This window comes from Trinickia fusca, assembly GCF_003628145.1.
GTDB classification, from domain to species: Bacteria; Pseudomonadota; Gammaproteobacteria; order Burkholderiales; family Burkholderiaceae; genus Trinickia; species Trinickia fusca.
Genome location: NZ_RBZV01000020.1, coordinates 22,246 through 44,467, shown reverse-complemented (window position 1 = coordinate 44,467; position 22,222 = coordinate 22,246). Strand labels below are relative to the sequence as shown.

At 61.0% G+C, this 22,222-nt stretch carries 20 protein-coding genes and 1 pseudogene; 4 read left to right on the top strand and 17 right to left on the bottom strand.

Going from position 1 to position 22,222, the window contains the following annotated elements; translation table 11 throughout:
• From D7S89_RS26000 to D7S89_RS25990, 3 genes are all read left to right on the top strand, one after another.
• Window positions 1–1,432: RHS repeat-associated core domain-containing protein (locus tag D7S89_RS26000; RefSeq protein ID WP_183085349.1), on the top strand; the 1,432-nt coding region annotated here is incomplete at its 5' end.
• Window positions 1,420–1,842: a DUF6896 domain-containing protein gene (locus D7S89_RS25995; RefSeq protein ID WP_425470917.1), complete on the top strand. Its 423-nt coding sequence runs from the start codon at window positions 1,420–1,422 to the stop codon at window positions 1,840–1,842. The genes D7S89_RS26000 and D7S89_RS25995, both read left to right, overlap by 13 nt.
• 116 nt (window positions 1,843–1,958) lie before the next feature.
• Complete coding sequence (locus tag D7S89_RS25990; protein ID WP_245983315.1) at window positions 1,959–2,357, top strand: hypothetical protein; 399 nt, start codon at window positions 1,959–1,961, stop codon at window positions 2,355–2,357.
• Window positions 2,358–2,410: 53 nt separating this feature from the next.
• On the opposite strand, the gene D7S89_RS25985 is transcribed toward D7S89_RS25990, so the two are convergent.
• Both D7S89_RS25985 and D7S89_RS25980 read right to left on the bottom strand, forming a co-directional pair.
• Complete coding sequence (locus D7S89_RS25985) at window positions 2,411–3,613, bottom strand: AAA family ATPase (RefSeq protein ID WP_121281750.1); 1,203 nt, start codon at window positions 3,611–3,613, stop codon at window positions 2,411–2,413.
• Window positions 3,614–3,760: 147 nt separating this feature from the next.
• Window positions 3,761–4,215 (bottom strand): annotated as a pseudogene (locus tag D7S89_RS25980) (AMP-binding enzyme); the annotation flags it as partial.
• Window positions 4,216–4,508: 293 nt separating this feature from the next.
• On the opposite strand from D7S89_RS25980, the gene D7S89_RS25975 reads away from it, so the two are divergent.
• Window positions 4,509–5,663 (top strand): AAA family ATPase, encoded by a 1,155-nt coding sequence (locus D7S89_RS25975; RefSeq protein WP_121281749.1) that lies wholly within the window; start codon window positions 4,509–4,511, stop codon window positions 5,661–5,663.
• Window positions 5,664–5,750: 87 nt separating this feature from the next.
• On the opposite strand, the gene D7S89_RS25970 is transcribed toward D7S89_RS25975, so the two are convergent.
• The 15 genes from D7S89_RS25970 to D7S89_RS25900 form a co-directional block, all read right to left on the bottom strand.
• Window positions 5,751–7,388, bottom strand: a complete 1,638-nt coding sequence (locus D7S89_RS25970; protein ID WP_121281748.1) for an AMP-binding protein — start codon at window positions 7,386–7,388, stop codon at window positions 5,751–5,753.
• A gap of 14 nt (window positions 7,389–7,402) precedes the next feature.
• On the bottom strand, window positions 7,403–7,798 hold the full coding sequence (locus D7S89_RS25965; RefSeq protein WP_121281747.1) for a RidA family protein: 396 nt from the start codon (window positions 7,796–7,798) through the stop codon (window positions 7,403–7,405).
• On the bottom strand, window positions 7,795–8,259 hold the full coding sequence (locus D7S89_RS25960; RefSeq protein WP_121281746.1) for an acyl-CoA thioesterase: 465 nt from the start codon (window positions 8,257–8,259) through the stop codon (window positions 7,795–7,797). The genes D7S89_RS25965 and D7S89_RS25960 overlap by 4 nt, the downstream gene beginning before the upstream one ends.
• Window positions 8,256–9,476, bottom strand: coding sequence for an acyl-CoA dehydrogenase family protein (locus D7S89_RS25955; protein ID WP_121281757.1), 1,221 nt, complete (start codon window positions 9,474–9,476; stop codon window positions 8,256–8,258). Before D7S89_RS25955 ends, D7S89_RS25960 begins: the two co-directional genes overlap by 4 nt.
• Before the next feature lie 7 nt (window positions 9,477–9,483).
• Window positions 9,484–10,338, bottom strand: a complete 855-nt coding sequence (locus tag D7S89_RS25950; protein WP_121281745.1) for an enoyl-CoA hydratase family protein — start codon at window positions 10,336–10,338, stop codon at window positions 9,484–9,486.
• Between the two features lie 50 nt (window positions 10,339–10,388).
• The gene (locus D7S89_RS25945) at window positions 10,389–10,925 is read right to left on the bottom strand and encodes a MarR family winged helix-turn-helix transcriptional regulator (RefSeq protein WP_245983310.1); all 537 of its coding nucleotides are present in this window, start codon (window positions 10,923–10,925) and stop codon (window positions 10,389–10,391) included.
• Entirely contained in the window at window positions 10,922–11,707 is a 786-nt protein-coding gene (locus D7S89_RS25940) for an SDR family NAD(P)-dependent oxidoreductase (RefSeq protein WP_121281744.1), read from the bottom strand. Before D7S89_RS25940 ends, D7S89_RS25945 begins: the two co-directional genes overlap by 4 nt.
• Entirely contained in the window at window positions 11,704–14,043 is a 2,340-nt protein-coding gene (locus D7S89_RS25935; RefSeq protein WP_121281743.1) for a bifunctional salicylyl-CoA 5-hydroxylase/oxidoreductase, read from the bottom strand. The genes D7S89_RS25940 and D7S89_RS25935 overlap by 4 nt, the downstream gene beginning before the upstream one ends.
• A 335-nt stretch (window positions 14,044–14,378) precedes the next feature.
• Window positions 14,379–15,776: a thiamine biosynthesis protein ThiF gene (locus D7S89_RS25930; protein WP_121281742.1), complete on the bottom strand. Its 1,398-nt coding sequence runs from the start codon at window positions 15,774–15,776 to the stop codon at window positions 14,379–14,381.
• The gene (locus D7S89_RS25925) at window positions 15,773–16,288 is read right to left on the bottom strand and encodes a M67 family metallopeptidase (RefSeq protein WP_121281741.1); all 516 of its coding nucleotides are present in this window, start codon (window positions 16,286–16,288) and stop codon (window positions 15,773–15,775) included. The genes D7S89_RS25930 and D7S89_RS25925 overlap by 4 nt, the downstream gene beginning before the upstream one ends.
• Window positions 16,245–16,703, bottom strand: a complete 459-nt coding sequence (locus D7S89_RS25920; RefSeq protein ID WP_121281740.1) for a DUF7665 family protein — start codon at window positions 16,701–16,703, stop codon at window positions 16,245–16,247. Before D7S89_RS25920 ends, D7S89_RS25925 begins: the two co-directional genes overlap by 44 nt.
• 10 nt (window positions 16,704–16,713) lie before the next feature.
• The gene (locus tag D7S89_RS25915) at window positions 16,714–17,211 is read right to left on the bottom strand and encodes a hypothetical protein (RefSeq protein ID WP_121281739.1); all 498 of its coding nucleotides are present in this window, start codon (window positions 17,209–17,211) and stop codon (window positions 16,714–16,716) included.
• 103 nt (window positions 17,212–17,314) lie between these two features.
• Window positions 17,315–20,644 (bottom strand): UvrD-helicase domain-containing protein, encoded by a 3,330-nt coding sequence (locus tag D7S89_RS25910; RefSeq protein ID WP_121281738.1) that lies wholly within the window; start codon window positions 20,642–20,644, stop codon window positions 17,315–17,317.
• Window positions 20,641–21,279, bottom strand: coding sequence for a hypothetical protein (locus D7S89_RS25905; RefSeq protein WP_121281737.1), 639 nt, complete (start codon window positions 21,277–21,279; stop codon window positions 20,641–20,643). Before D7S89_RS25905 ends, D7S89_RS25910 begins: the two co-directional genes overlap by 4 nt.
• On the bottom strand, window positions 21,276–22,007 hold the full coding sequence (locus D7S89_RS25900) for an RNA polymerase sigma factor (RefSeq protein ID WP_121281736.1): 732 nt from the start codon (window positions 22,005–22,007) through the stop codon (window positions 21,276–21,278). Before D7S89_RS25900 ends, D7S89_RS25905 begins: the two co-directional genes overlap by 4 nt.
• Window positions 22,008–22,222 lie beyond the last annotated feature (215 nt).

Below are 22,222 nucleotides of genomic sequence, written 5' to 3'. Positions count from 1 at the left end.
CAGGCTCACGCAGAGCACCGCATATGATGCTGCGGGCCGCATGATTCGGCGCACGGTGCAGCGCGAGCGAGCACCGATGCCGCTGGCCGAGCGCAAATATCGATACGACGCGGCGGGGCAGCTGACGGAGATCGAGGATCGGTATCAAGGCTATACGGATTACCGCTACGACCCGATCGGGCGGTTGATCGAAGCCAAGAGTCCGGTCGATCGTGAGCGCTTTGCGTTCGATCCGGCCAGCAATATTGTGGACCCGCCCGCGACGGCCGGGACGCGTACTTCCGTGAGTTATGCCCGGGAAGACAGCACGCTGCCCGCGCAAGTGCCGAAGGTGCTGGGCAATCTGCTGAAAGCCTACGCGGGCATGCACTTCGCCTATGATGCGCGCGGCAACCTGATCCATCGGCGTTCCGCGCAAGGCGAGCAGCGTTATGAATGGGATGCCTTCAACCGCTTGCACGCAGCACGCGTAGAAGAAGCGACGCGCCGCAGCGAGGCGCGGTACTACTACGACGCGCTGGGTCGCCGCATCGCAAAGGACGTGAACGGCACGCGCACCGTCTTTGGGTGGGACGGCGACACGCTCGCTTACGAGACCACCGAAGAGGGTGTGACGCACTACGTCTACGAAGCGGACTCATTCGTGCCGCTCGTGCAGTTCGTTGCGGACGCCGTACACGGCATCCCGACGCTGGTGTGGCACCCCGATGATCACTACGTCCCAGAGGAAGACCCTCTACGACAAGTGCCGCAGCGTACCTCGGACGCGCACGTCTTCTACTACCATTGCGACCAGATTGGCACGCCGCTGATGATGACGGACGAGCTGGGCGAGGTGGTTTGGGAAGCCTCCTATAAGGCGTGGGGCGAGGCGCAGCAGGTGATCGCGCGAGCGTCGAAGGCGGCTGGGATTGCACCGAAGAATCCGCTGAGGTTCCAGGGCCAGCAACTGGACGACGAGACGGGGCTCGCGTACAACAGGCATCGGTATTACGATGCGAGCGTCGGACGGTTCATTTCCGTGGACCCGATCAAACTTTCGGGCGGCTTCAATTTGTATCAATATGCGCCAGCCTCGACCGGCTGGATTGATCCGCTGGGGCTGAACAAAACATGCCCGATGATGGTCAATCCAAGGCGGTTGCAGTCCCGCCAAGGCCCGAGTGAGATGACGGGCAACAAAGTGAAGCGATATGCATCTGCCATGCGCGCGCAGGGCGGCTATGGGGCATTCCCGCCGGTGGAGGCGGCCGACGTTGGAGATGGGAAGCTAGTAATAGTCGACGGGCATCATCGCGCTGAGGCTGCCATGAAGGCTGGCATTCCCGAGGTTCCTGTAAACGTTGCGCAAGTCTCTCCAGAAGAGGCCGAGCAGCTTAAGGAAGAAGCCGATATGGCCAAGGCGGAGAGGTTGAATCGATGTCAATATTAATTCGAAGTGATTTTGCTAGGGCGGTGCACGAATTCGTTCGTTTGCAATCTGCGCTACAAAGCGAATTCGTTAGAAGGAACGTGGCAGCCAACGATTGGAAATATCTAACAAATTTGCCTCGTCGTGGTCATATCCGTGCTCTGGACATGGAGTGGGCCTATACGAGGCACGGTGTTGGCCTTCGATTCGTTAATGGAGACGGCGTCGTGGTTGATATGCATGATCACATCTTGAAGGGTGATGTAATAGATGCTCATAGAATGTGTGAATACATCATTTCGACGCAAAATAATTTCAACGATGATGTCAAGCTCTACTCCAAGTGCGAACAGGCACTCACGGATCTCGAGTCGATCGGCGTAATCGAAAAAGTCGGCGGGGGTGAGAGACTCTGGCGGCTCACCCGATGATTGCGTGTGCTGAACGGCGGCGCGACGCCGTACTCGTCGTGCGTGCCTGTCCCCGACCGGGTGCACACCACTAGTGGTTCCGCTTTGAGATCAAATGCACCCTATTGCCTTTGCAGATGCTGATCATGTCGAGAAGAAGAACATTCATCACTTTTTTGTGCGTCGTCTTGCTCGCCGGTAGCGCAGCGGCTTCGGAGCAACCAGCGAAGCCGCCCGGACCCGCGATGATGGTCCATTTCGATTACTACCCCAAAGATTTGCCGCGAGTTCGCATGCTTGAAAATCGGCTGAAAAGTGCGATAAAGCGTGCCGGTGTTGGCGAACTCGGCGAGACCGAACTTCACATTGACGGTAACGATGGCTATTTGTATATGTACGGCCCCGATCCAGACCGTCTGTACGTGGTGGTAAGCCCTATCCTCAAATCGTCCAAGCTGATGACCGAGGCAGAAGTCACGAAGTGGCACGGTCCCCGGACCGAAACATTCATGATGCGGCGAGACGGCATGCGATAGCGATTCGGCTATTCCACGTCATGGATCACTGCCAGCAGACCTGCTTATCCTCATCAGCCTCGGCCATGCTGATCTCCCTGCGTCGGTAGGCCCGGAGTATCCGACGCCAGCAAAAGCAGCTGGTCCCTGCGGGCCTGTTTCACAAACGGGTCGGTTACCTCGTAGCGGCCGTGATCTTTTCGCATAACGAGATTCGCATCAGACAGCGCGAGCAGTGCCGCCTGGACATCTGTTGCCCCTACATCCCGGCCCAGCGCTCGCGAGTAGTCGGCCAGCGCTTTTGCGGAATACAAGCCCTTGGCGGAGTCCTCAGCCGCGCAAATGCGCGAAAATACTTCGCCCGCGAGACTGCCCAGTTGCTCGAGCCGGGCAAGTTCAATGTCTCCCGCGGACACCATGAGTGTCTTGACGATAATGGGCAGTTGCTTGTCAGCCGGGATACTGCCATCGGCCGCGCGCAATGTCTGCAATGCCTTGGTCAGTTCTTCAGGCTTGCAACCAAGCTGCTGGAATGCCGAGTACGCAGCCGGAAGTGAGGGCGCCATATCCTGAAGCTGTGGCCCCGATTGATCCAGCATGAATTTGACGTAATCCTGTCCAAGAACCGGAAATTCACGCGATTCAGCCCCCTGGAATGCCTGGTTCCCCCGGACTACCAGCTCCTGCACTTGCGCACGATGGGATCCGGTTCCGATGAAGATGAACCGGCCAGGCGTGTCGGGGCGCTTGTTGACCGCTTCTCGCGCAGCCTTCAGCGCAAACAGCAAGTCGCTGCCTTGCTGCGTGCCGAGGGTGTGCTGAACCTCGTCGATGATCAACACGACATTGGCACGAGCTTGATCGACCAGTTCCACGATCGCCTGTGCGAGCGTCGTCCCCTCCGGCTTGCCAAGCTGGTCCAGCTTGAGCCCGAACTTGAAGCCGCCGGCGGCCACTTCGAGATGGGAAACCGCTTTCAGCCTGGACAGGATGGTCGAATGCGGCGCGCTCAGGTCCTTCAGCGTCTTGCTGATTTCCCCCGCCACCAGGTCCGCGGGATTCGCTTGCGGCTGAGCCCAGAGGTCCACGTACATGACGATAGCGCCCTGTTTCTCTAGCTCAGGGATCAGGTCGAACTTGAGAAAGGTCGTCTTGCCCACCCGCCGCGGACCGGAGAGGAAGAGACCAGACTGAAGCGTCTGCTCCAGGGGGCCAGGGTGGAGCAGTTGGCGAGCCATACCCGCAGCCAGCTCGGTACGGTGGTAAGTGAAGCTCATGATTTACGGGAAATTATGTGAGCGCCATAATTATGGCTACTGCATAATTCTGTGTAAAGTTCTCGGACCTGCTGCCACCAGGGAAACGGGTAGGGCGAACCTGTTTGCATCCCGGCTAGATGCGGAGGATCGCATCAACGACACGCCTCACATCCCCCGCAGCGCAAACCGCTTGAGCTTCTCGGTCTCGGTCTCGGTCTCGGTCCGCGGCAGCGCATCTAAAGACCGAATCACACGCGGATACTTACACGGCGCGATGTTCTCCTTAACGAACGCCTGCAACTGCGCAACAAGCGCATCGTCGGCGACCGCCCCTGGCTTGACGACGACAAACGCTTTCACGATCTGCCCACGCTCGTCATCGGACACACCGATCACCCCACATTCCGCGACCGCTTCGTGCTGCATCAACACGCTCTCTGCCTCAGGCCCCGAGATGTTGTACCCAGCAGAAACGATCATGTCGTCGGCGCGTGCTGGATAAAACACGTACCCATCTTCATCGACATACACCGTATCGCCAGACTCCACCCATCGCGCACGAATCGCGCCTGCCGGTCGTCAGCAAGGTAATGACAGGCAGTCGGCCCACGCACTGCTATGTCCATGAATCACACAGCCTTCTTGGCATGCGCCTAAGCGTGCGCTTGTGTGACGTCGAACCGTTCTTTGACTGGCTGGAGTGTTGAGAGTTTTAACCTCATACCAAATTTCGACCGCCTGTTCGTAAAGGAGAATTTCGCTGCAACGCAGATCAGATCGTTCTGATTTTCTGCTCGTTCTTGGTGCCTTCCGTCATCTGACAGCATGCTGGCAATTATTCAGTGTGGTCTGATTGGCTGAAATGATTGCTTTTCGGCTTGATTGAAGTGAAGTGTGCTGGTGTGGGGTGAATATGGGACGATTTGCTCTAACGCGATTCCATGTTTCTGGATATCGATCGATTAAATCGATCAGCGTTCCTCTAGATGAGATGAATGTATTAATCGGAAAAAATGGTGTTGGTAAGACAAATTTTTACAACGCGATCAAGCTGCTGTATGCCGCGGCAACGAATACCATCTCTGAGTTAGTGATGGCAGAAGGCGGCATGGAGTCGGTCCTGTTTTCCGGGGCATCTGGTGGCGCTGGGGCGGCGAGGCGAATCACCCTGAAGGCAGTGCTGTCCGATGCTGGTGAGCCAGACATGACCTGTATTTACGAGATTACGATTGGACTAACAGCGCAGCAGAACGGCCAAGCGCTCGGGGCTTCATTTCTATTCGAACCAGAGGTGAAGGCCGAGAGATTGGTCCATCTGCATCGAGGCCGAGAATACTGCCTTCTCGAACGAAAAGGGCCCCTTGTCTCTATGACCGGGATCGAGCAAGGCGTCTCCAGCACGGAGTATGACCTTCTGCCGTCAGAGACGGCGCTGTCGCAGATTCGTAGTCCGCGGGATCATTACCTCGCGTACGCGGTGCGGGAAACCTTGTGTAACTGGCGCTTTTATCACGAGTTTCGCGCCGACAAACAGTCTCCGCTTAGGCAGCCGTGCCTGGCGGTGACGAGTCCTATTTTGAGTTCGGATGGCGCAAATCTTGCGGCCGTTTTTGCCACGCTGGCCCACACGAGGGGCGACACCGCAGACCTGGATCAAGCAATTTCGGGTGCGTTTCCTGGCGCGCAAATCGACATTCCTGTTCCTGGACACACGGCGACATTCGGCATGCGCTATCGTGAACACCCGAAGCGGCTCTTTTCGCCGGTCGAGCTTTCGGATGGCACGATCCGGTTTCTGGCACTCGTGGCTGCGTTGTTGTCATATCGTACGCCTCCCTTCCTGGCGCTTAACGAACCGGAAACCAGCCTACACCCTGATCTGTACGGGGCACTGGCCGCCGTCATCGCAAAAGCAGCACGCCGCACACAGATTGTGGTTGTTACGCACTCTCACCAACTTGCCGATTTGCTCACCGAATATGCGGCCAGCCCGAAGCGCGAGTTTGTGCAGAAAAGTGGCATAACGTCGATCGACGGCTTAGGGCTCGTCGGTTACCTTGATGATTAAGATATTTCTCTTTGAATATGTGTGCTGAATTCAGTATGAATAATTCGGTCTTAAAAATTATTTCCGCATGCTTGTTTGTGATTCCCCTCACATCCCCCGCAACGCAAACCGCTTGAGCTTCCCCGTCTCGGTCCGCGGCAGCGCATCTAAAAACCGAATCACACGCGGATACTTATACGGCGCGATGTTCTCCTTAACGAACGCCTGCAGCTGCGCAACAAGCGCATCGTCGGCCACCACCCCTGGCTTGACGACGACAAACGCCTTCACGATCTGCCCACGCTCTTCATCGGACACGCCGATCACCCCACATTCCGCGACGGCCTCGTGCTGCATCAACACGCTCTCCACCTCAGGCCCCGAGATGTTGTACCCCGCAGAAACGATCATGTCGTCGGCGCGCGCCTGATAAAACACGTACCCATCCTCATCGACATACACTGCATCGCCAGGCAGATTCCACCCATCGCGCACGAATCGCTTCTGCCGTTCATCAGCAAGGTAACGACAGCCAGTCGGCCCGCGCACGGCGAGCTTCCCTATCGTCCCTGCAGGCACGGGCTGCATATCATCATCGACAACAGCGATTACGTACCCAGGAATAGCCTTGCCGATCGCATGGTGCCGCACATCAGCCGCGGCCGAAGAGATGAAAATATGAATCATCTCGGTGCCACCGATGCCGTCGATCATTTCGATGCCGGTCGCTTGACGCCATAGTTCGCGCGTCGAGTCGGGCAAGGCCTCGCCGGCCGACACCGTCTTGGCAAGACTCTTGATGTCGAAGTTCGGCACCAGCGCGGCCATCTGCCGATAGAACGTCGGCGCGGTGAACATGACCGTCGCATGAAAGCGCTCGACCGTTTGCAGCAATGTCTCTGGCGTGAGCTTCTCGATCAACACAGCCGACGCACCGATACGCAGCGGAAAACACAACAAGCCTCCCAAGCCGAACGTGAACGCAAGCGGCGGTGTGCCACAAAACACGTCATCGGCACAAGGCTTCAGAATGTGCCGCGGGAACAGATCGCACATCGCGAGCACGTCGCGATGAAAGTGCATGCAGCCCTTCGGCGCGCCCGTCGTGCCACTCGTGAACGCAATCAGGCAAACATCATCTGAAGCCGTATCGCATGCATCAAATTGCGCCGGCTTACTCGCTGCAAGCACATCCATCGAATCGGCCGCATCGTGATGAAACAGACCGATCTGATTGAGCTGGGGACAAAAAAATTCGCTGTCGTGCGTGCGACACTTCTCAAGCTCGTCAATGAGCCGCGCATCGGTCAACGCGACGCTGATCTGCGCTTTGTCGATGATCTGCTTGAGCTCCTTGGCGCGCAGCAGCGGCATCGTCGGCACGACCACCAGCCCGGTTTTCAAGCTCGCCAGCAGCGCCACAGCCATTTGCAACGTATTGGGGCCGCGCAGCAAGATACGATTGCCTGACTGCAAGCCGAACTCGTCGACGAGCACATGCGCCCAACGATTCGCCATCGCAAGCAGTTCACGATAGGTCGTACCACGCGGGGTGCCACCATCATCGGACCAGATCGCGATACGCTCGCCATGCCCCGCCGCAATCGTGCGATCGAGCAACTCCGTCGCGCAGTTGAATCGCGCCGGATAATCGACATCGGGGTGATCGAGCATCAACACCGGCCATTGATCTTGCGGCGGCAGGTTGTCTCGCGCAAAGGTATCGACATGGGCAGACGGGTGCATGGCTCGCTCCGGTGTCAGTCGGGAATCACGGCGGTGGCTTCGATTTCGACTTTGGCTTGGTCTTCGATCAACGCCGAAACCTGAATAGCGCTCATCGCGATGTCGTAGCTGCCGATCAGCTCGCGAAATGCTTGACCTATGTCTTTCAGCGCGGCGAGATACTCGCGTTTGTCGGTGACGTACCACGTCATGCGTACAAGGTGCTCAGGCTTGCCGCCTGCAGCATCGAGCACGGCGACGACGTTCGCCAAAGCTTGTCTCGCCTGCGCGGCGAACTCATTCGAGTGGAAGCGTCCAGCCTCGTCCCAGCCGATCTGCCCCGCGATGAACACTTGCGTGCCACGTACGGCGATACCGTTGGCGTAGCCGCGCGGTTTGACCCATCCCTCGGGCAAAAGCGTTCGTTTCATGAGCGTTCATCCCCAAAAACGGTAGGAGTACTTACCGGCGCAATGCGCGCGAGCGCCGTACGCACGTCGTCGGGCAGCGCAATCGCTTTACCCGTGTCGATCGACATCGTGACGAGCACCTGCATCGCACGAAACCGAACTTCGCCCCCACCGTGCCCGGTGATGACGATGCGAATCGAGCTGCGCCCAACAGCAGCTAGCGCAAGCGAGAACGTCAGCGTCTCGCCCATGCGGCTGGGCCGCGAGAAATCGCAATCGAGCTTGACGATCGGTAACCCGATGCGGCGCTCACCGATCATCTTGGCGTAATCGACGCCGAGCTCATCAGTGAACCAGTCCTCGACGAGGCCGTTCGTGAGCGTCAGGTACTGCGGAAAGAAAACGACACCAGCCGGGTCGCAATGGGCGAACCGAATGCGCACGGGGCGTTCGAAAACAATCGGCGGAGCGGTGTCGTTCATTCGGCTCGTCCTTGCTGAACCGGTGCAGTTGCCGCGTATTCCTTCAGCAGGTCGCGACCAACGATGAGCTGTTGCACCTCGGTGGCGCCTTCATAGATGCGCAGTGCACGAATCTCGCGATAGAGCTGTTCGACAGTCACACCGCTTTGCACGCCCTTGCCGCCCCAGATCTGCACGGCTGCGTCGATGACTTGCTGCGCGCCTTCGCTCGCATGCCACTTCGCCATCGCCGCTTCGCGCGTCACACTGCGGCCCTGATCACGCAGCCAGGCAGCCCGGTAGACGAGCAGCGCCGCACTGTCGATCGTGAGCGCCATCTGCGCGAGCTTGGCCTGCGTCAGCTGAAAGTCGCCGAGTGTCTGGCCGAACATCTGTCGCGAAGACGCGCGCGCCAGCGCTTCGGCAAGCGCGCGCCGTGCGAAGCCCAGCGAAGCGGCGGCCACCGATGTGCGGAAGATGTCGAGCGTGCGCATCGCAAGCTTGAATCCTTCACCCGCAACGCCAAGCCGCTGCGTCTTGGCCACGCGCGCGCCGTCGAAGCGCAGACGGGCGAGCGGATGCGGCGCGATCACGTCGAGCCGTTCGGCGATGGTGAGGCCCGGCGTGTCGGCGTCGACGATGAACGCACTGACCCCGCGCGCGCCGGGTGACTCGCCGGTACGCGCGAAGACGACATAGAAGTCGGCGATACCGCCGTTCGAGATCCACGTCTTTTCGCCGTCGAGTACATAGGCATCGCCGTCGTCTCGGGCGGCCAATGCGAGGGCGGCTACATCCGAGCCCGCCTCGGGTTCCGACAATGCAAACGCCGCGATAGCCGTACCGTTCGCCACGTGCGGCAAGTAACGGCGTTTTTGCTCGTCGGAGCCGGCGAGCGAGATGGCGCCCGAGCCGAGCCCTTGCATCGCGAGTGCGAAGTCGGCCAGTCCCGCATGTTTGGCCAGCGTTTCGCGCAACAGGCAGACGGCACGCGTATCGATCGTGTCACCATGCCCGCCGTATGCGGTGCCACCGACGCCATATCGCAGCCATCCAGCTTCGCCGAGTAGGCGCACGAGGCGGCGACACGCTTCGTCGACGCTCGAGCGTTCGTGCATGAGCGGCGCTAGCGCCGGCAAATGCTCGGCACACCACGCGTCAGCCTGTGCGGCCAGCGTGCGGTGCCGGTCCTCGAAGAACGGCCATTCGAGCGCGGCGGCGTTGTCGCCTGTCGTCATGTTCACGTCAGTCCCCCTGGAACACAGGGCGTGTCTTCGCGGCGAACGCGTGATAAGCGCGCTCGAAATCACGCGTTGCCATGCAGATCGCCTGCGCCTGTGCCTCGGATTCGATCGCTTCGTCGACGCTCATGCTCCATTCCTGGTGCAGCATCTTCTTCGTGATGCCATGCGCGAACGTGGGGCCGGCGGCGATTTCCTGGGCCAGCTTAGTGGCCTCTGCAACGAGCTGAGCGGGCTCGCACAGACGGTTGTAGAAGCCCCACGCGTAGCCTTCCTCGCCACTCGCAGAACGGCCCGTAAACAGCAGTTCCGACGCGCGCCCCTGGCCGATGATGCGCGGCAGGATCGAGCATGCGCCCATGTCGCAACCGGCCAGGCCCACGCGCGTGAACAGGAACGCGAGCTTGCTGCGCGCCGTGCCGAGCCGCATGTCGGAAGCCATCGCGACGATCGCGCCCGCGCCGGCACAGACGCCGTCGACGGCGGCGATGATCGGCTGCGGACAGTGCCGCATCGCTTTGACGAGGTCGCCCGTCATGCGCGTGAACAACAGCAGTTCAGGCATCGGCAAGTTGACGAGCGGCCCGATGATTTCATGCACGTCGCCGCCCGAGCAGAAGTTCTGGCCGGCCCCGTGAATCACGACGGCCTTGACGTCGGTCGCATAGGCGAGCCGACGAAAGAGGTCGCGCAGCTCGGCATACGATTCGAACGTGAGCGGATTCTTGCGCTCAGGACGGTTCAGCATGATCGTCGCTACACCGTCGGCGAGCGACCAACCGAAGTGGCGCGCTTCGTAGCCTTCCAGCGTCGTTCGGTTGCCGGCCAGCAAGCCTTCGGCCGATGAGGGGGCTGTCATGGGTGTCGCTCTCCTGGTTCGTACGGCCTGTGTCGTCTATTGCACGGCGCTCAACGCTTGAGCGTCTCGAGCAGATAGGTCTTCAGCTTGCCCAGACGCAGATGCATCTTCGATTTGTCGTCGAGGCCGAGCCCGCCGAACAACTCGACCACCCACTGCTCGTGCGCGCGCGCCATCTTGTCGAACAACGCGCGGCCCTCTGGCGTCAGACGCACGCTGTATGCGCGCCGGTCGTTAGGGTCTAGGTCGCGTGAAACGAGCCCTTCTTGTTCGAGCTGATCGGTGAGCCCGGTGACGTTGCCGCCGGTGACCATCAAGCGCCGCGAGATCTCGCTCATCTTGAGGCCTTCGGGATGGCGTTCGAGCTGGGCCATGTAGTCGAAACGCGGCAACGTCGTACCGAATTCGGCGCGCAGACGCCGGCGCAATTCGGTTTGCACGAGATTGGTCGTCGTCAGCAGACGCAGCCACAGACGCAAGCTCGCATGACTATCCACACCCGTGCGTACTTCAAGGTCGAGGACGTTGTCGACCTCGATGGGTGCCGCCGTTTTCTTTTTGGCTACCGAACGTGCGACATTCGTCACATTACTTCTCCACCTGAAATCGAAATGGATTGACCGGTTATGGATGCCGATTCGCGCTGCACCAGCCATAGCACCGCATTGGCCACCTCGTGCGGATCGACGAAGCGTTGCTGCGGGTTGTTGCTTTGCAGGACCGCACGCGCCTCGGCTTCGCTACGGCCCGTCTTGGCGATCACTTGATCGATCGAGGCATAGAGCAACTCCGTTTCCGTATAGCCGGGGCACACTGCGTTGACGGTGACGCCCTTGGTGGCGACTTCGAGGGCAAGCGAGCGCGTGAGCCCGATGACACCGTGCTTGGCCGCGCAATACGCCGCCACATACGGATAGCCGATTTGCCCCGCCGTGCTTGCGACGTTGACGATGCGGCCATAGCCGCGTTCGAGCATGGCGGGCAGGGCAGCCTGCGTGCACAGGAACACGCCCGTCAGATTGACGTCGAGCATGCGTTGCCACAGCTCGGCGTCGGTTTTCGTGAACGGAGCAGCCTGTGCTTGGCCTGCGTTGTTGATGAGGATCGTGGCGGGGCCGAACGCTTGCGATGCACGCTCAAAGGCCCCGTCGACCGCGTCGGCTTGCGTGATGTCGACAGCCTCGCAGTGAATCGCACTGCGTTGGTCAGGCGCGAGCCGTTCGCGCTGCGTGTGCAGGCGGATCATGTCGCGGCCCATTAGCGTCACGCGCGCGCCAGCATTGACGAGTGCCTCGGCGGTCGCGGCCCCGATGCCGCTGCCACCGCCCGTGACGATGGCATGTATGTCGTCGAGTGTGCGGATTCTCATCGTGCATGCTCCATGGGTGCACTCAGCTGTGCGCGCTCGCGTTCGAAGTTGCGCTCGAGTTGAGCCTTTGCGGCCGTGTATTGCTTGGGCCAGGCAACGCCGAAGTAACCGATGCGAGCGGCCTCGGTCAGCGTCCAGGCCGGGTTGGCGAGATGCGGCCGCGCGATTGCACAGAGATCCGCACGGCCTGCCGCGATGATGCTGTTGACGTGGTCCGCTTCGGAAATCGCGCCGACGGCAATCGCCGCGATGCCCGCTTCGTTGCGGACGCGATCAGCGAACGGTGTTTGAAACATGCGGCCGTAGACGGGCTTTTCGGCTTTGCTGACCTGACCGGAAGACACGTCGATCATGTCCGCGCCCGCCGCTTTGAAGGCCTGCGCGATTTCGACAGCGTCATCAGGCGTATTGCCGCCCTCGACCCAGTCGTGCGCCGAGATGCGGACGGAAATCGGCTTGTGCTGCGGCCACACGCGACGGATGGCGGCAAACACTTCGAGCGGATAGCGCAAGCGGTTCGCGAGTGTGCCGCCGTATTCGTCGGTGCGATGGTTCGTGAGCGGCGATAGAAAGCTCGAGAGCAGATAGCCATGCGCGCAGTGCAGTTCGAGCCAGTCGAAGCCGGCTTCGTCGGCCATGACGGCCGCGCGTACGAACTGGGCTTCGATCTCGCGCAGATCGGCGAAGCTCGCCTCACGCGACCATTGGCTCACCCCGGCCAGATACTGCTGCGGCGATGCCGAGAGGATCGGCCAGTTTCCCTGCGGCAGCGGTTGATCGATGCCGTCCCAGCTTACGCGTGTCGACGCTTTTGCGCCTGCGTGGCCGAGCTGCATGCCGATCTTCGCATCACTCATGCTGTGCACGAAGTCGACGATGCGTCGCCAGGCGTCGCGCTGTTCGGGCGTGTACATGCCAGGGCAGCCCGGCGTGATGCGCCCGTCGGAAGACACGCAGGTCATCTCGGTCATCACGAGCGCCGCACCGCCCATTGCGCGCGCACCGAGGTGGGCGAGGTGGTAGTCGCCGACTACACCGTCGACGGCCGAGTATTGGGCCATCGGCGAGACGATGACACGGTTCTTCAACGTGACGCCGCGTACCGAGTAGGGCGTGAACATCGGCGGAATCGACTGTGTGCCGCTGGCGTGGGTGACGCCCGCGCGCGTGGCGAGCCAGTCCTCGTACGCCGAGACATAGTGTGCGTCGCGTGCGCGCAGGTTCTCGTGCGAGATCCGCTGCGAGCGTGTGAGCAGCGAATACGCGAACTGCTCGGGCTCGAACGACGCGTAGCGTGAGACGTGCTCGAACCATTCCGTCGAATTGCGCGCTGCGTTCTGGATGCGCAGCACGTCGACGCTGCGCACGCTCACGTAATGCTCGAGCGCGGCGTCGAGGTCGTGCGGGTGAGCGCCGATGCTATCGGCGAGTTCGATCGCGTCTTCGAGTGCGAGCTTCGTCCCCGATCCAATGGAGAAGTGCGCCGTGTGTGCCGCATCGCCCATCAACACAACAGGCGTGAAGCCGCCGCCTGCGCGCGGCTTGCGATGCACCCACTGGCGATTGACGACGCGCGGAAAGCGGATCCACTGCGCCGAGCCGCGCAAGTGCGTTGCGTTCGATATCAACGGATGGCCGTCGAGGTATTTGGCAAAGAGCCGCTCACAGAATGCGATGCCGTCCTCCTTGCTCATTTCGTCGAGGCCGGCTGCGCGCCAGACGCTTTCCGGCGTCTCGACAATGAACGTCGACGTGTCGTCGTCGAAACGATAGGCGTGCGCTTGAAACCAGCCCCATTCGGTTTGTTCGAACGCGAACGTGAACGCGTCGAAGCGCTTGTGCGTGCCGAGCCACACGAAGCGGCAGTCGCGCACGTCGACGTCGGGCTGATAAGTGTCTGCATACTTCTGGCGAATCGCGCTGTTCGCGCCGTCGCACGCGATGATGAGGTCGGCGTCGTAATCATCGTCGTTCGTCACGTTCGTCTCGAACACGAGCTTCACGCCGAGCGCTTCGCAGCGCGCTTGCAGGATGTTCAGCAGCCGTTTGCGGCCGATGCCACAGAAGCCGTGGCCCGACGAGCGTATCGTGCGGCCACGGAAATGGATGTCGATGTCGTCCCAGTGATTGAACGCGCTCAGGATCATGTCCGCGCTCTGCGGGTCGGACGCGCGCAGATTGTCGAGCGTTTGGTCGGAGAACACGACGCCCCAGCCGAATGTGTCGTAAGGGCGGTTGCGCTCGACGACCGACACGTCGTACGTCGGATTGCGCAGCTTCATGAGCAAACCAAAGTAAAGCCCGGCCGGCCCGCCCCCGATGCAGACGATGCGCATGCTCGCTCCTCGCGTGGTGATGCGAATAAATTTAGTTATGAATAGTTTAGATGTCAAGTAATTTGGTTGGCGGCGCGCTGCGCCAGGTTCGTATTTGATCCGAGAGAATAAAGTCCGTCATGAAAGAATAAAGTCCGTCATGGATATTTCACCATGTGGATTCCGCCTGAGTTCGCCTCGTGCATTCCTTGATCGGGAATCAGAGTTGCTTAGTAGGTGGTATTGGGGGGGCGTGGAGACCTGGCGGCGAAGCCGCCAAGGGGGAAGAGGAAGGCCGCCCTTGACAGGGAACTCATCTATGGCGCCTCGCCCGTGGCGGCCGTAGCGCTGCCTGCTCACCTGACCTCCCCGGTACGGCCGGACAATCGCTTCTTGGCTTGAATAAAGGCCGTCTGCAGCCCTTGGTACGCGATTGGTGCTGCGCCAGTGCGATGGCGCGGGCTCTTCATCTGCACGTCCAGGGCGGCGTGAACCAAGCCTCCGTGGAGCGGGCGCATGACCTCGGACAGTGCTAGCACCGCCGCTAGCGCTCCGACAAACGGTGTGGCCACGGCGCGAGAGGCCAGCAGCGTCATTCCGCAGATGTCCTGGCGCGCGTCAGCCAACTTCTTGTAGGTGTCATTCAACTCAACGGAGGCTTGCGCGGCAGATTCCGCCGTCCAGATTTCCGACGGACGGCGTAGTCCCGGGAACGTGTGCAGCCGGATATTCCGGAAATCGCGATACCCACTGCCCAGCCCAGCCTCGACGACGAGCGAAAACTCGGCCGAATCAAGGTCTCGACGAGCGGCGACATTGTCGACGCCGAAGAGGGCCGTGGTCGGCTCGTCGACCATGACACGATGCCCTGGGCCAAAACGGCGCTCTACCAGCGCGGTGGTGAAGCCTGCGGCCTCGAGCCGGCTAGCCACCGCCCTGACCTTGGGCTTGAGCAGGTCCGCCGCCCACAGAAGCAAGCAGGTGCTGAGATTGGACTTGGCGGCCTTGTCGATGTCTTGGAGTACCAGGTGTGGGCGACCATCGACCGGATATGGGAGTAGTCCCAGCGTCCATGCGTAGGCCTGGCCCAAATGGCCCAGGCCGACGAGCCACAAGGACTTCGGCAAGTAGGCGAGCTCGGGGCCCTTGTGTGCGTCGTCGCGCCAGTCGACGACCGCGAGCGGGTTCCAGAGCGACATGCCGATGTTTCGGTGCCCGGCCTCAGCCAAGTCACCACGGACGTGCATGAAAGCCTCGTTGACTCCCAGCGCAGCGGCGCCGATGCCCGCGAGAGGGTTGTCATCAGTGCAGGTCAGCCCGCCGCCCGCAGAGGCGGGTGCAATCTCAAAGCGCCAGTGGTCCCAGCGGAGCTGAACGCAGAACGCCGGGGGCGCGCCGTTAGGGGCGGCCCCGAGCACGAGCGTCGGCAGGTCGGAGGTGGCGTTGTTGGTGACCTTGGCATCGAGCTCTTCGGCGACGACCCGGGCGTTGCGCCCTTGGTACAACGGGACGTCGAGCACAACAGCTAGATCGCCGTAGACCTCGACGCCGCCCAGGAAGGCGCGCGCGGCCGTGTTCAGCGCGGTCAAGAAGCAGGCCTGGCCGGCGAGCGTGCTGGCCCAGCCTTGGCCGAGATGGACGCGCAGCCTGTAGCGCGAGAACAGCGCCACGGCCTCCTCGGGCGAGGCGACCTCGCCCGAGTCCAAGGCCATCTTGGCCAGCCGGTGCATGGAATCGGCGTTGAAATCGGTCATTGAAAAACTCCAGCATCGGTAAGTCGCAGGATGCGGCTGACATCGGAACCCGAGTGCGACAGCCACTGGTGGTTGCCTTGGTAGACGTAAAGTCCGAGGTCGCGAGGGCGCGGGTCGCCCTTGGCGAACCGCGGCACGATGAGGGCGATGTGCCCCTTCAGGGCGACCATCGGGTTCGCGCGGTCAGAACGGCTCTGGCCAGGGCCAAAGGGGTGCGTGTGCACGTCGGCCACGACAGTCATGCCTTGAGCGCGACAGACCTCCCAGAGCTTGGCGAAGCTGTCGGCCTTCAGAGACACGTAGTCGTTGCTGAATGCGTCGGGTTGCAGTTGCTCGTAGGGCACGAACCGCATCACCACCCGGCCGGCGTCGGTCTTGTGCCCAAGGAGGAAGGCGCCGCTTTCGCGAACGCCGCCGCCTTGCGCGCGCAGGTGCTCCATCACCTCCGCCCAGAGCGTGGCCGGCACCTCAAGCAGGGGCGCAGGCGTAGTCGCGGCTTTGAAGAAGGTCATGGACCACCTCCAGGTAGTGGCTGATGCCCTTGGCGGGCTTCCAGATGAGTTGCGGGTACTGGGCGAACCAGCAGTCGTGACCGACGATGCTTTCTCGGTCGCAGGGGATGTAGAGCGCATCCCCGATCTTCCAGTTGGGCCTGAAGGCCAGCTGCAGGCGCTCGCCGCCTTGGGGCCACCTGTCGAACGACAGCTTGCTGTTCGTCGACAGGTCCCAAAACGTGCCCGTGGGAGGCGTCGTCGGGAAGCCGCAGCAGTTCAGGCGCAGCGTGTATTCGCGCTGGTCGCGGGCGATGACGTTGATGTAGACGAAGGGCCACTCCAGCTTCTTGAATTGCCAGCGGTTGCGGTCCTCGCCTGAGAGAAAGCTTGCCGACGCGAGGTCGGCACGCAGAGATTGCTCATCCGGTGCCATACCTCGCCCCTTAGCCGTTGATACGGTGCGCGGGCACGAGGTCGAAGGTCACCGCGCACTGCGGGCACTTGGTCAGCGTGCCGATGTGGACGTCGACGTCGGGCTGCTCGGTTGTGCCGGCAATCTGCAGGACGTGCTCGGCGATGTCGCCGGGCGCTATGCCCAGCTTCTCGCCGGCCCACAGGCGCACGCGGCCGACGGTGGTCGCCGGGCGGAACTTGTGGTGCACGACCTCGGCGCCGAAGCGGACCTGCACTTCCACTTGCTTGCAGCGGTGGAGGTGGATGCGCACACCGTGCTCCTTCTTCAGATGCTTGACGTGGGTGTCGCGGCCGTGGGCGTCGTCGTCATCGTCCTCGACCGACAGAGTCAGATCGGACGCGTCGGTGCCGGCCGGCAGCAGCGCAAGGACGGCGTGCTTCAGCTCGGCGACGGTGGCCTCGTCGTTGACTTCGACGAACTTGATGTCAGAGAAGAACTCCGACTGGATGTAAACACGGGTGGACATTTCTGCTTCCTTTTCCAGCTAGGTGAGCTGCGCGGGATGCGCTGCTCATGCTGGGTAAGTCGCAGGAAGCCCTGGAAATCGGAAGTGCGTGGACCGGCTCGACCTAGGCGGGGCAGTGCAGGAAATGCCTGCACTTCGGGCACTCCCAAGGATTCGGTTTGGCGTCAAAATTGCCAGCCATCAGCGCTTGGGCAATCGGTACGAGGAAAAAGTCGTCCGGTAGTCGGCCGTACGGGGAAACGGACTCCTCGGTGCCTGTGCTCAGCACGAAGATGCTGCCTTGGAAAGAGTACCGTGGGTAAGCTTCGGCCATGTACTTCAGCACCCACTTGAGAGTCTTGTGTTGCCGCGACAGCTTGCCCGACGGCTTGACGCGAACGAACTCAATCTTGACCACTGACCCCGAGTTTGTCTTGGTGATGCGGTGAGGCGAGACATGTAGCGGGACGCCTGCGCACTCAATGTCGAACGGCTTTGCCATAGCTGCGCGCCGGGCGCCAAGCCATGCACGACCAGAGCGTAGGAGCTGGTCCGCGTAGGCCCTGAAATGTGGCACTGAGTCCTTGAAGGCTGGCCCAAGGGACGCCAGCACCTTTCCCACTTCCGCAGGCGGCTCACCCGGCTCTTCGCCATATGGAGCGAACAGCTCGCGCATGACCGCACCTTCGATCAGGGCGGCTGGGTGCAGTCCCGCTGCCGGGCTCAGTTCCTTGATGAAGTCGTAGTAGTACCGCCGCGGGCACACCCGATAGGACAAGAAGCCCGTGAACTCGTATGCCGCAGGAGGGGCCACAGGGCTGCTGCCAGAAGGCGACGCCGGCACCTTGGAAACGGTGGCCCTGCCTTGAACTCGCTCGAATAGATGCGCGGCACCGGTGATGGCCGCAACGCACGCGGCGTTGTACATGGCCTTGGTCTCATAGAGAACCAGGTGCTCTCGAGCCCGAGATAGCGCCACGTACAGCTTGTTCGACGCCTCGCTCTGCTCCTCGAAATTCTCGATGGGCGCAATGGACTGAAACAGGGACTGCGGCACCAGGTCGGAGTCCGTGCCCATTCGGAAATGCTTGGCGTCAATGTCGACAAGATGGACCGCCTCGAACTCGAGGCCCTTGCTTCCATGAATTGTCATGACGGCTACCGCATCGAGACTGTCCGCCTCCGGAGGCGGGATGCGGAGCTCTCGGTCATCACCGACGCGCAGGCGGCGGCGCAGGCGAGTGATGAAGCTGCCGACGGTCTGATACACCCGCCCACCATCTGGCACGCGCAGGTAGTAGATGAACTGCCAGAGCGCGATATGACGGGTGATGTCGAGGATGCTGCTACCAGCGAGGTGGGCGCGAAGAATGTCGGTCCGGTCCAGCAGCAGCTGGCAGGCGACTTCCCAAGGGGAATCCGCTGACGCGAGGCCGTCGAAAGCAGTTGCCCACCGCTTCAGAGCAGCCGTGCTTTTGCTGGACAGCCCAGTGGGCGGCGCGGCAACCCAAGACAGGGGCACTGGTCGATTCGCTTTGCACCAACCAAGCAGCTTTTCGACATCCGCAGGCGGCAGCTCGAGGCCTGGGAGGCGTGAGACTCGAAGCAGGCCGCTTCCTGACCGGTCTATGAAGAGTTGTAGGAGCGCCAGCAGGTCCTTGATTTCGGGCCGCTGGAATATGTCGCCGAGATGCAGGGCAGGAACGCCGGCTGCATTCAACGAGTCCGCTGCAGTGCTGCAGGTTTCGTGGGTGCTCGCGAGGATGACTTGATCCCGGTATGCCACGCCCAAGTTATGGATGCGACGCACGTTGGCTGCGAGCTCACCGCGGACGACGTCGTCGGTAGCGCATTGGACATGACGGGGCTTGATGCCACTGTGTCCACGCGCGGAACCCACGTCATCGAGCGGCAGCATCATCTGTAGAGGATTGCCTTCGCGGCCTGTGTGCTCGAAGACGCGGATGACCTCTTCGAAGCTGCGTCGGTTCTCGTTAAGCGGAAACGTCGTGTGGGTTGGAAAGTCGTCGCCGAAGCGGACGATGTTGCGCATGGACGCGCCGCGAAATCGGTAGATGGCTTGCCGCGCGTCCCCGACCACCCAGAGGCTCTTGGCGTGAGCGGCGAGTGCCTTCACGAGCTGGGCGCTTGCCCGGTTCACGTCCTGGTACTCGTCGACAAGGATGTGCTTGAACCGGCCGACACTCGAGGTGTACTTGGCGAAATCCATCTTCAGCGCAAGGGCAGGGAGCATGACGAGGTCGCCCATGTCGACGAGGCTGCCGTTGGCTTGCATCTTCGACTCATAGCACCTGTACAGCTTGACGACATCGTATTGCCTGGCCAGCGCCTCATCCGAGGTGTCGGGCGCCGACTGGTCAACTGCATCGGCAAACTCGGATGCATCTGCAAGCTCGTCCTTGGCTCGCTGGATTGTCGAGATGACGTCCTTTAGCCAGTCGAGAGGGTCGCCAAGCGGATTAAACGCCGTCAAGCCGAGGCCGTAGATGTGGGGCTCGAGAACCGCAATCTGCGCCATCTTGTCGGCGACGCCGAAGCGCGGTCGCAGCCCGAACTGCTCGTGGTTCTTGCGCAAAAACTCCAGGCCAAAGGCGTGAAACGTGCCGACCCAGATGTCATGGGCGTTCGTGATGCCCAGCTCCTGCAGTCTATCAACCAGCTCTCGCGCTGCCCGATTTGAAAACGTCAGCAACAGCAAACTCTCGGGCTTGGCTCCCTCGGCGAGTAGATGCTGCACCCTCATGAGGAGCGTAGCTGTCTTGCCGGTGCCAGGCCCGGCTACCACCAGGGAGGTCTTGGCCGACGATGTGGCTGCCGCTATCTGGTCCTTGGTCGGCGTGATGGGCTGGGGCGGCTCATCACTGCTCTCAGGTGGCTCGGGAAGAAGCAAACCATCGAGCAACTGTTGCCGAACCAACTCCAGGGGGACGTCTAGATCTTGCGCGAGTTGCGTCGCAGTCTTTCCGGCGAGAAAGAGCCCACGGGCCACCGCGCGCGGAAGGAGAAGCTCTCTGGCGAAGATATTTGCCTGGAGTTCGGCTCGCTCGCGAGCGCCATAGGCTTCAATTTTCTGGGCGCCGAAAGTGTCGCCGTCTTCAGGCTTCAAGGTCGAATCAACGACCTTGTGGCAGCCCTCGTGGCCTTCGTGATGAAGCTTCCAGTGGCCGAACTCGTGTGCGACGAGGAAGGCGCGTTCGCCGCTCGGCACGTCGTTACGTACGACGATTTGTCGGAACTTGCGGACCAGAACGGCATCAGCGGTCCCGAGAGCTTCGTCATCAGGTTCCGCGTCAGAAATGTCGAAGTCCTCGGCGTTTTCGGCCGCTACGGCGTCGATGACCTGGTTCGATGGAATGCCCGATGTCGCCGCGTCGGCGAACAGCTGGTGCCTCAGTTGAGTCGCGGCCTCCCGAGCTGTGTGAAACGGGGTCACGAGTCACCTTCTCTGGTTTGTAGAGCTAGCAGGCGCTGTTTCTCTTCGTCGCTGACCGACAGTGAACGTACTGCAGCTTCCCAAGTTTCCTGAGCAGAGGTGTTTGGAATTCCTTTGGCTCTGAAGCTCTTGGCACCTGCCAAAGATGGTCCCAGGCACTGTTGAAGTCCGGCAAGCGTAACATTGAGGTGCGCGGCCAAGTCGCGAAGAACCTTGGTGGGGACGTTGACGATGCTCTTGGTAAGAACCTTCGTCAGAAGCAGTGCGGAAGCACCAAGGCCAGCTGCGGCGGCAGCTTGCCTCAGACTTTTCCCTGCGAGCGATTCGACGGCCTTGCGTGCAGCCTCAGCTTGCGAACTGGAGGCAGAACCCTGGTGCAGTTCGTGAAGCCGATTGAGCACGAAGCTCTGCAAGCGCGATACGGACTCGTCAGAGACTTCCTGCACGTCGGCAGCTGCGACATCGGGTGAGGCCTCGTATGACGACCAGAGTGCCGAGAACTCGAGGATGTCCTCGCGATATTCCGGGTGGGCTTCGCAGGCGCGAAGAACCATGGCGGGTGATGGCTTGTCAGCGGAGAAGAAGAACTCGTCCAGAACTTCTTCGAGTGAAAGCTTACGGGTGGGTGATGTCATCGTTTGAACTCCTTCCGCATCTCTTCGACCTTGTCGAGGGCGCTGTTCTTGTATGTATTGACGGTTCGAGGCGTGACCCCGAGCGCGGTAGCGATGTCCTTGACCAGCATTTCCTCGACGTAGAGCATCGTGTAAACAAAGAGCTCTCGCTTGGTTAGGAGGGCCTGGAGGCGGGCCACAACTTGCGCGTGCTCTTCTTTGGTGGCCAGGGCGTCGGCTGGCGTCGCGGGCTGCCGAAGCGCGGACACTTTGCGAATGGTCTTGTCGGGATCGTCGTCTTCGTCTGAGCGGTCCATGGCATCCAGGCTGTCCTGGAGATTGCGCTTTTTGGCCAGCAAACGTCGCTGGAAGTCCAGTGCGCGACGCTTGAACAACTGCCCAAAAAGCTTTTCGGCGTGCGCTGCGTCACCAGGCCGCGTGACCAGGCACTCCCAGACATACTGGGACAACTCTTCCGCGGCTTGGTCCAAGTTGCCGATGCTTCCGGGGTAGATGCCGCTGCGCACTGCGAAGCCCTTAGCGAGGCTCAGTAAGCGCCGTGACAGCACCCTTGACAGCATTCCTAACCGGCTCTCGTTTCCAGCATCGCGAGCACGGCGGAACATGAGAAAGACCTGCTCATCGGAAATGAACAGTGGGTCATGCTCCCAGTCAGTGCGCGTCAGCCTGGTCAGCAGAGAGCGATCATCGAGGGCCTCTACGGCCGAGTCAGGTTCTCGTGTGTGCATTGTTCTTTTCCGTTGGTCATGCGAACACCCCACATTTCTGTTTCGAGGGATGCCCCTGCATGACTAAGTCGCAAGAGAAGCCGGAAATCGGAAATCGCCAAGCTTCGTGCTGGTGATCTGCTGTCGCTGGAATGACTACCTCACCTCCGCAGAGAGATCCGAAAGACTCATCGACCGCCTGCTCATGACGGACCGGAATAAGTCTGGAACGGTCG

Bases quoted from the DNA above. Each gene is read 5' to 3' on its own strand.
- D7S89_RS25995 (WP_425470917.1), top strand. From the start codon at position 1,420: ATGTCAATATTAATTCGAAGTGATTTTGCTAGGGCGGTGCACGAATTC.
- D7S89_RS25990 (WP_245983315.1), top strand. From the start codon at position 1,959: ATGCTGATCATGTCGAGAAGAAGAACATTCATCACTTTTTTGTGCGTC.
- D7S89_RS25985 (WP_121281750.1), bottom strand. From the start codon at position 3,613: ATGAGCTTCACTTACCACCGTACCGAGCTGGCTGCGGGTATGGCTCGC.
- D7S89_RS25975 (WP_121281749.1), top strand. From the start codon at position 4,509: ATGGGACGATTTGCTCTAACGCGATTCCATGTTTCTGGATATCGATCG.
- D7S89_RS25970 (WP_121281748.1), bottom strand. From the start codon at position 7,388: ATGCACCCGTCTGCCCATGTCGATACCTTTGCGCGAGACAACCTGCCG.
- D7S89_RS25965 (WP_121281747.1), bottom strand. From the start codon at position 7,798: ATGAAACGAACGCTTTTGCCCGAGGGATGGGTCAAACCGCGCGGCTAC.
- D7S89_RS25960 (WP_121281746.1), bottom strand. From the start codon at position 8,259: ATGAACGACACCGCTCCGCCGATTGTTTTCGAACGCCCCGTGCGCATT.
- D7S89_RS25955 (WP_121281757.1), bottom strand. From the start codon at position 9,476: ATGACGACAGGCGACAACGCCGCCGCGCTCGAATGGCCGTTCTTCGAG.
- D7S89_RS25950 (WP_121281745.1), bottom strand. From the start codon at position 10,338: ATGACAGCCCCCTCATCGGCCGAAGGCTTGCTGGCCGGCAACCGAACG.
- D7S89_RS25940 (WP_121281744.1), bottom strand. From the start codon at position 11,707: ATGAGAATCCGCACACTCGACGACATACATGCCATCGTCACGGGCGGT.
- D7S89_RS25935 (WP_121281743.1), bottom strand. From the start codon at position 14,043: ATGCGCATCGTCTGCATCGGGGGCGGGCCGGCCGGGCTTTACTTTGGT.
- D7S89_RS25930 (WP_121281742.1), bottom strand. From the start codon at position 15,776: ATGACCGATTTCAACGCCGATTCCATGCACCGGCTGGCCAAGATGGCC.
- D7S89_RS25925 (WP_121281741.1), bottom strand. From the start codon at position 16,288: ATGACCTTCTTCAAAGCCGCGACTACGCCTGCGCCCCTGCTTGAGGTG.
- D7S89_RS25920 (WP_121281740.1), bottom strand. From the start codon at position 16,703: ATGGCACCGGATGAGCAATCTCTGCGTGCCGACCTCGCGTCGGCAAGC.
- D7S89_RS25915 (WP_121281739.1), bottom strand. From the start codon at position 17,211: ATGTCCACCCGTGTTTACATCCAGTCGGAGTTCTTCTCTGACATCAAG.
- D7S89_RS25905 (WP_121281737.1), bottom strand. From the start codon at position 21,279: ATGACATCACCCACCCGTAAGCTTTCACTCGAAGAAGTTCTGGACGAG.
- D7S89_RS25900 (WP_121281736.1), bottom strand. From the start codon at position 22,007: ATGCACACACGAGAACCTGACTCGGCCGTAGAGGCCCTCGATGATCGC.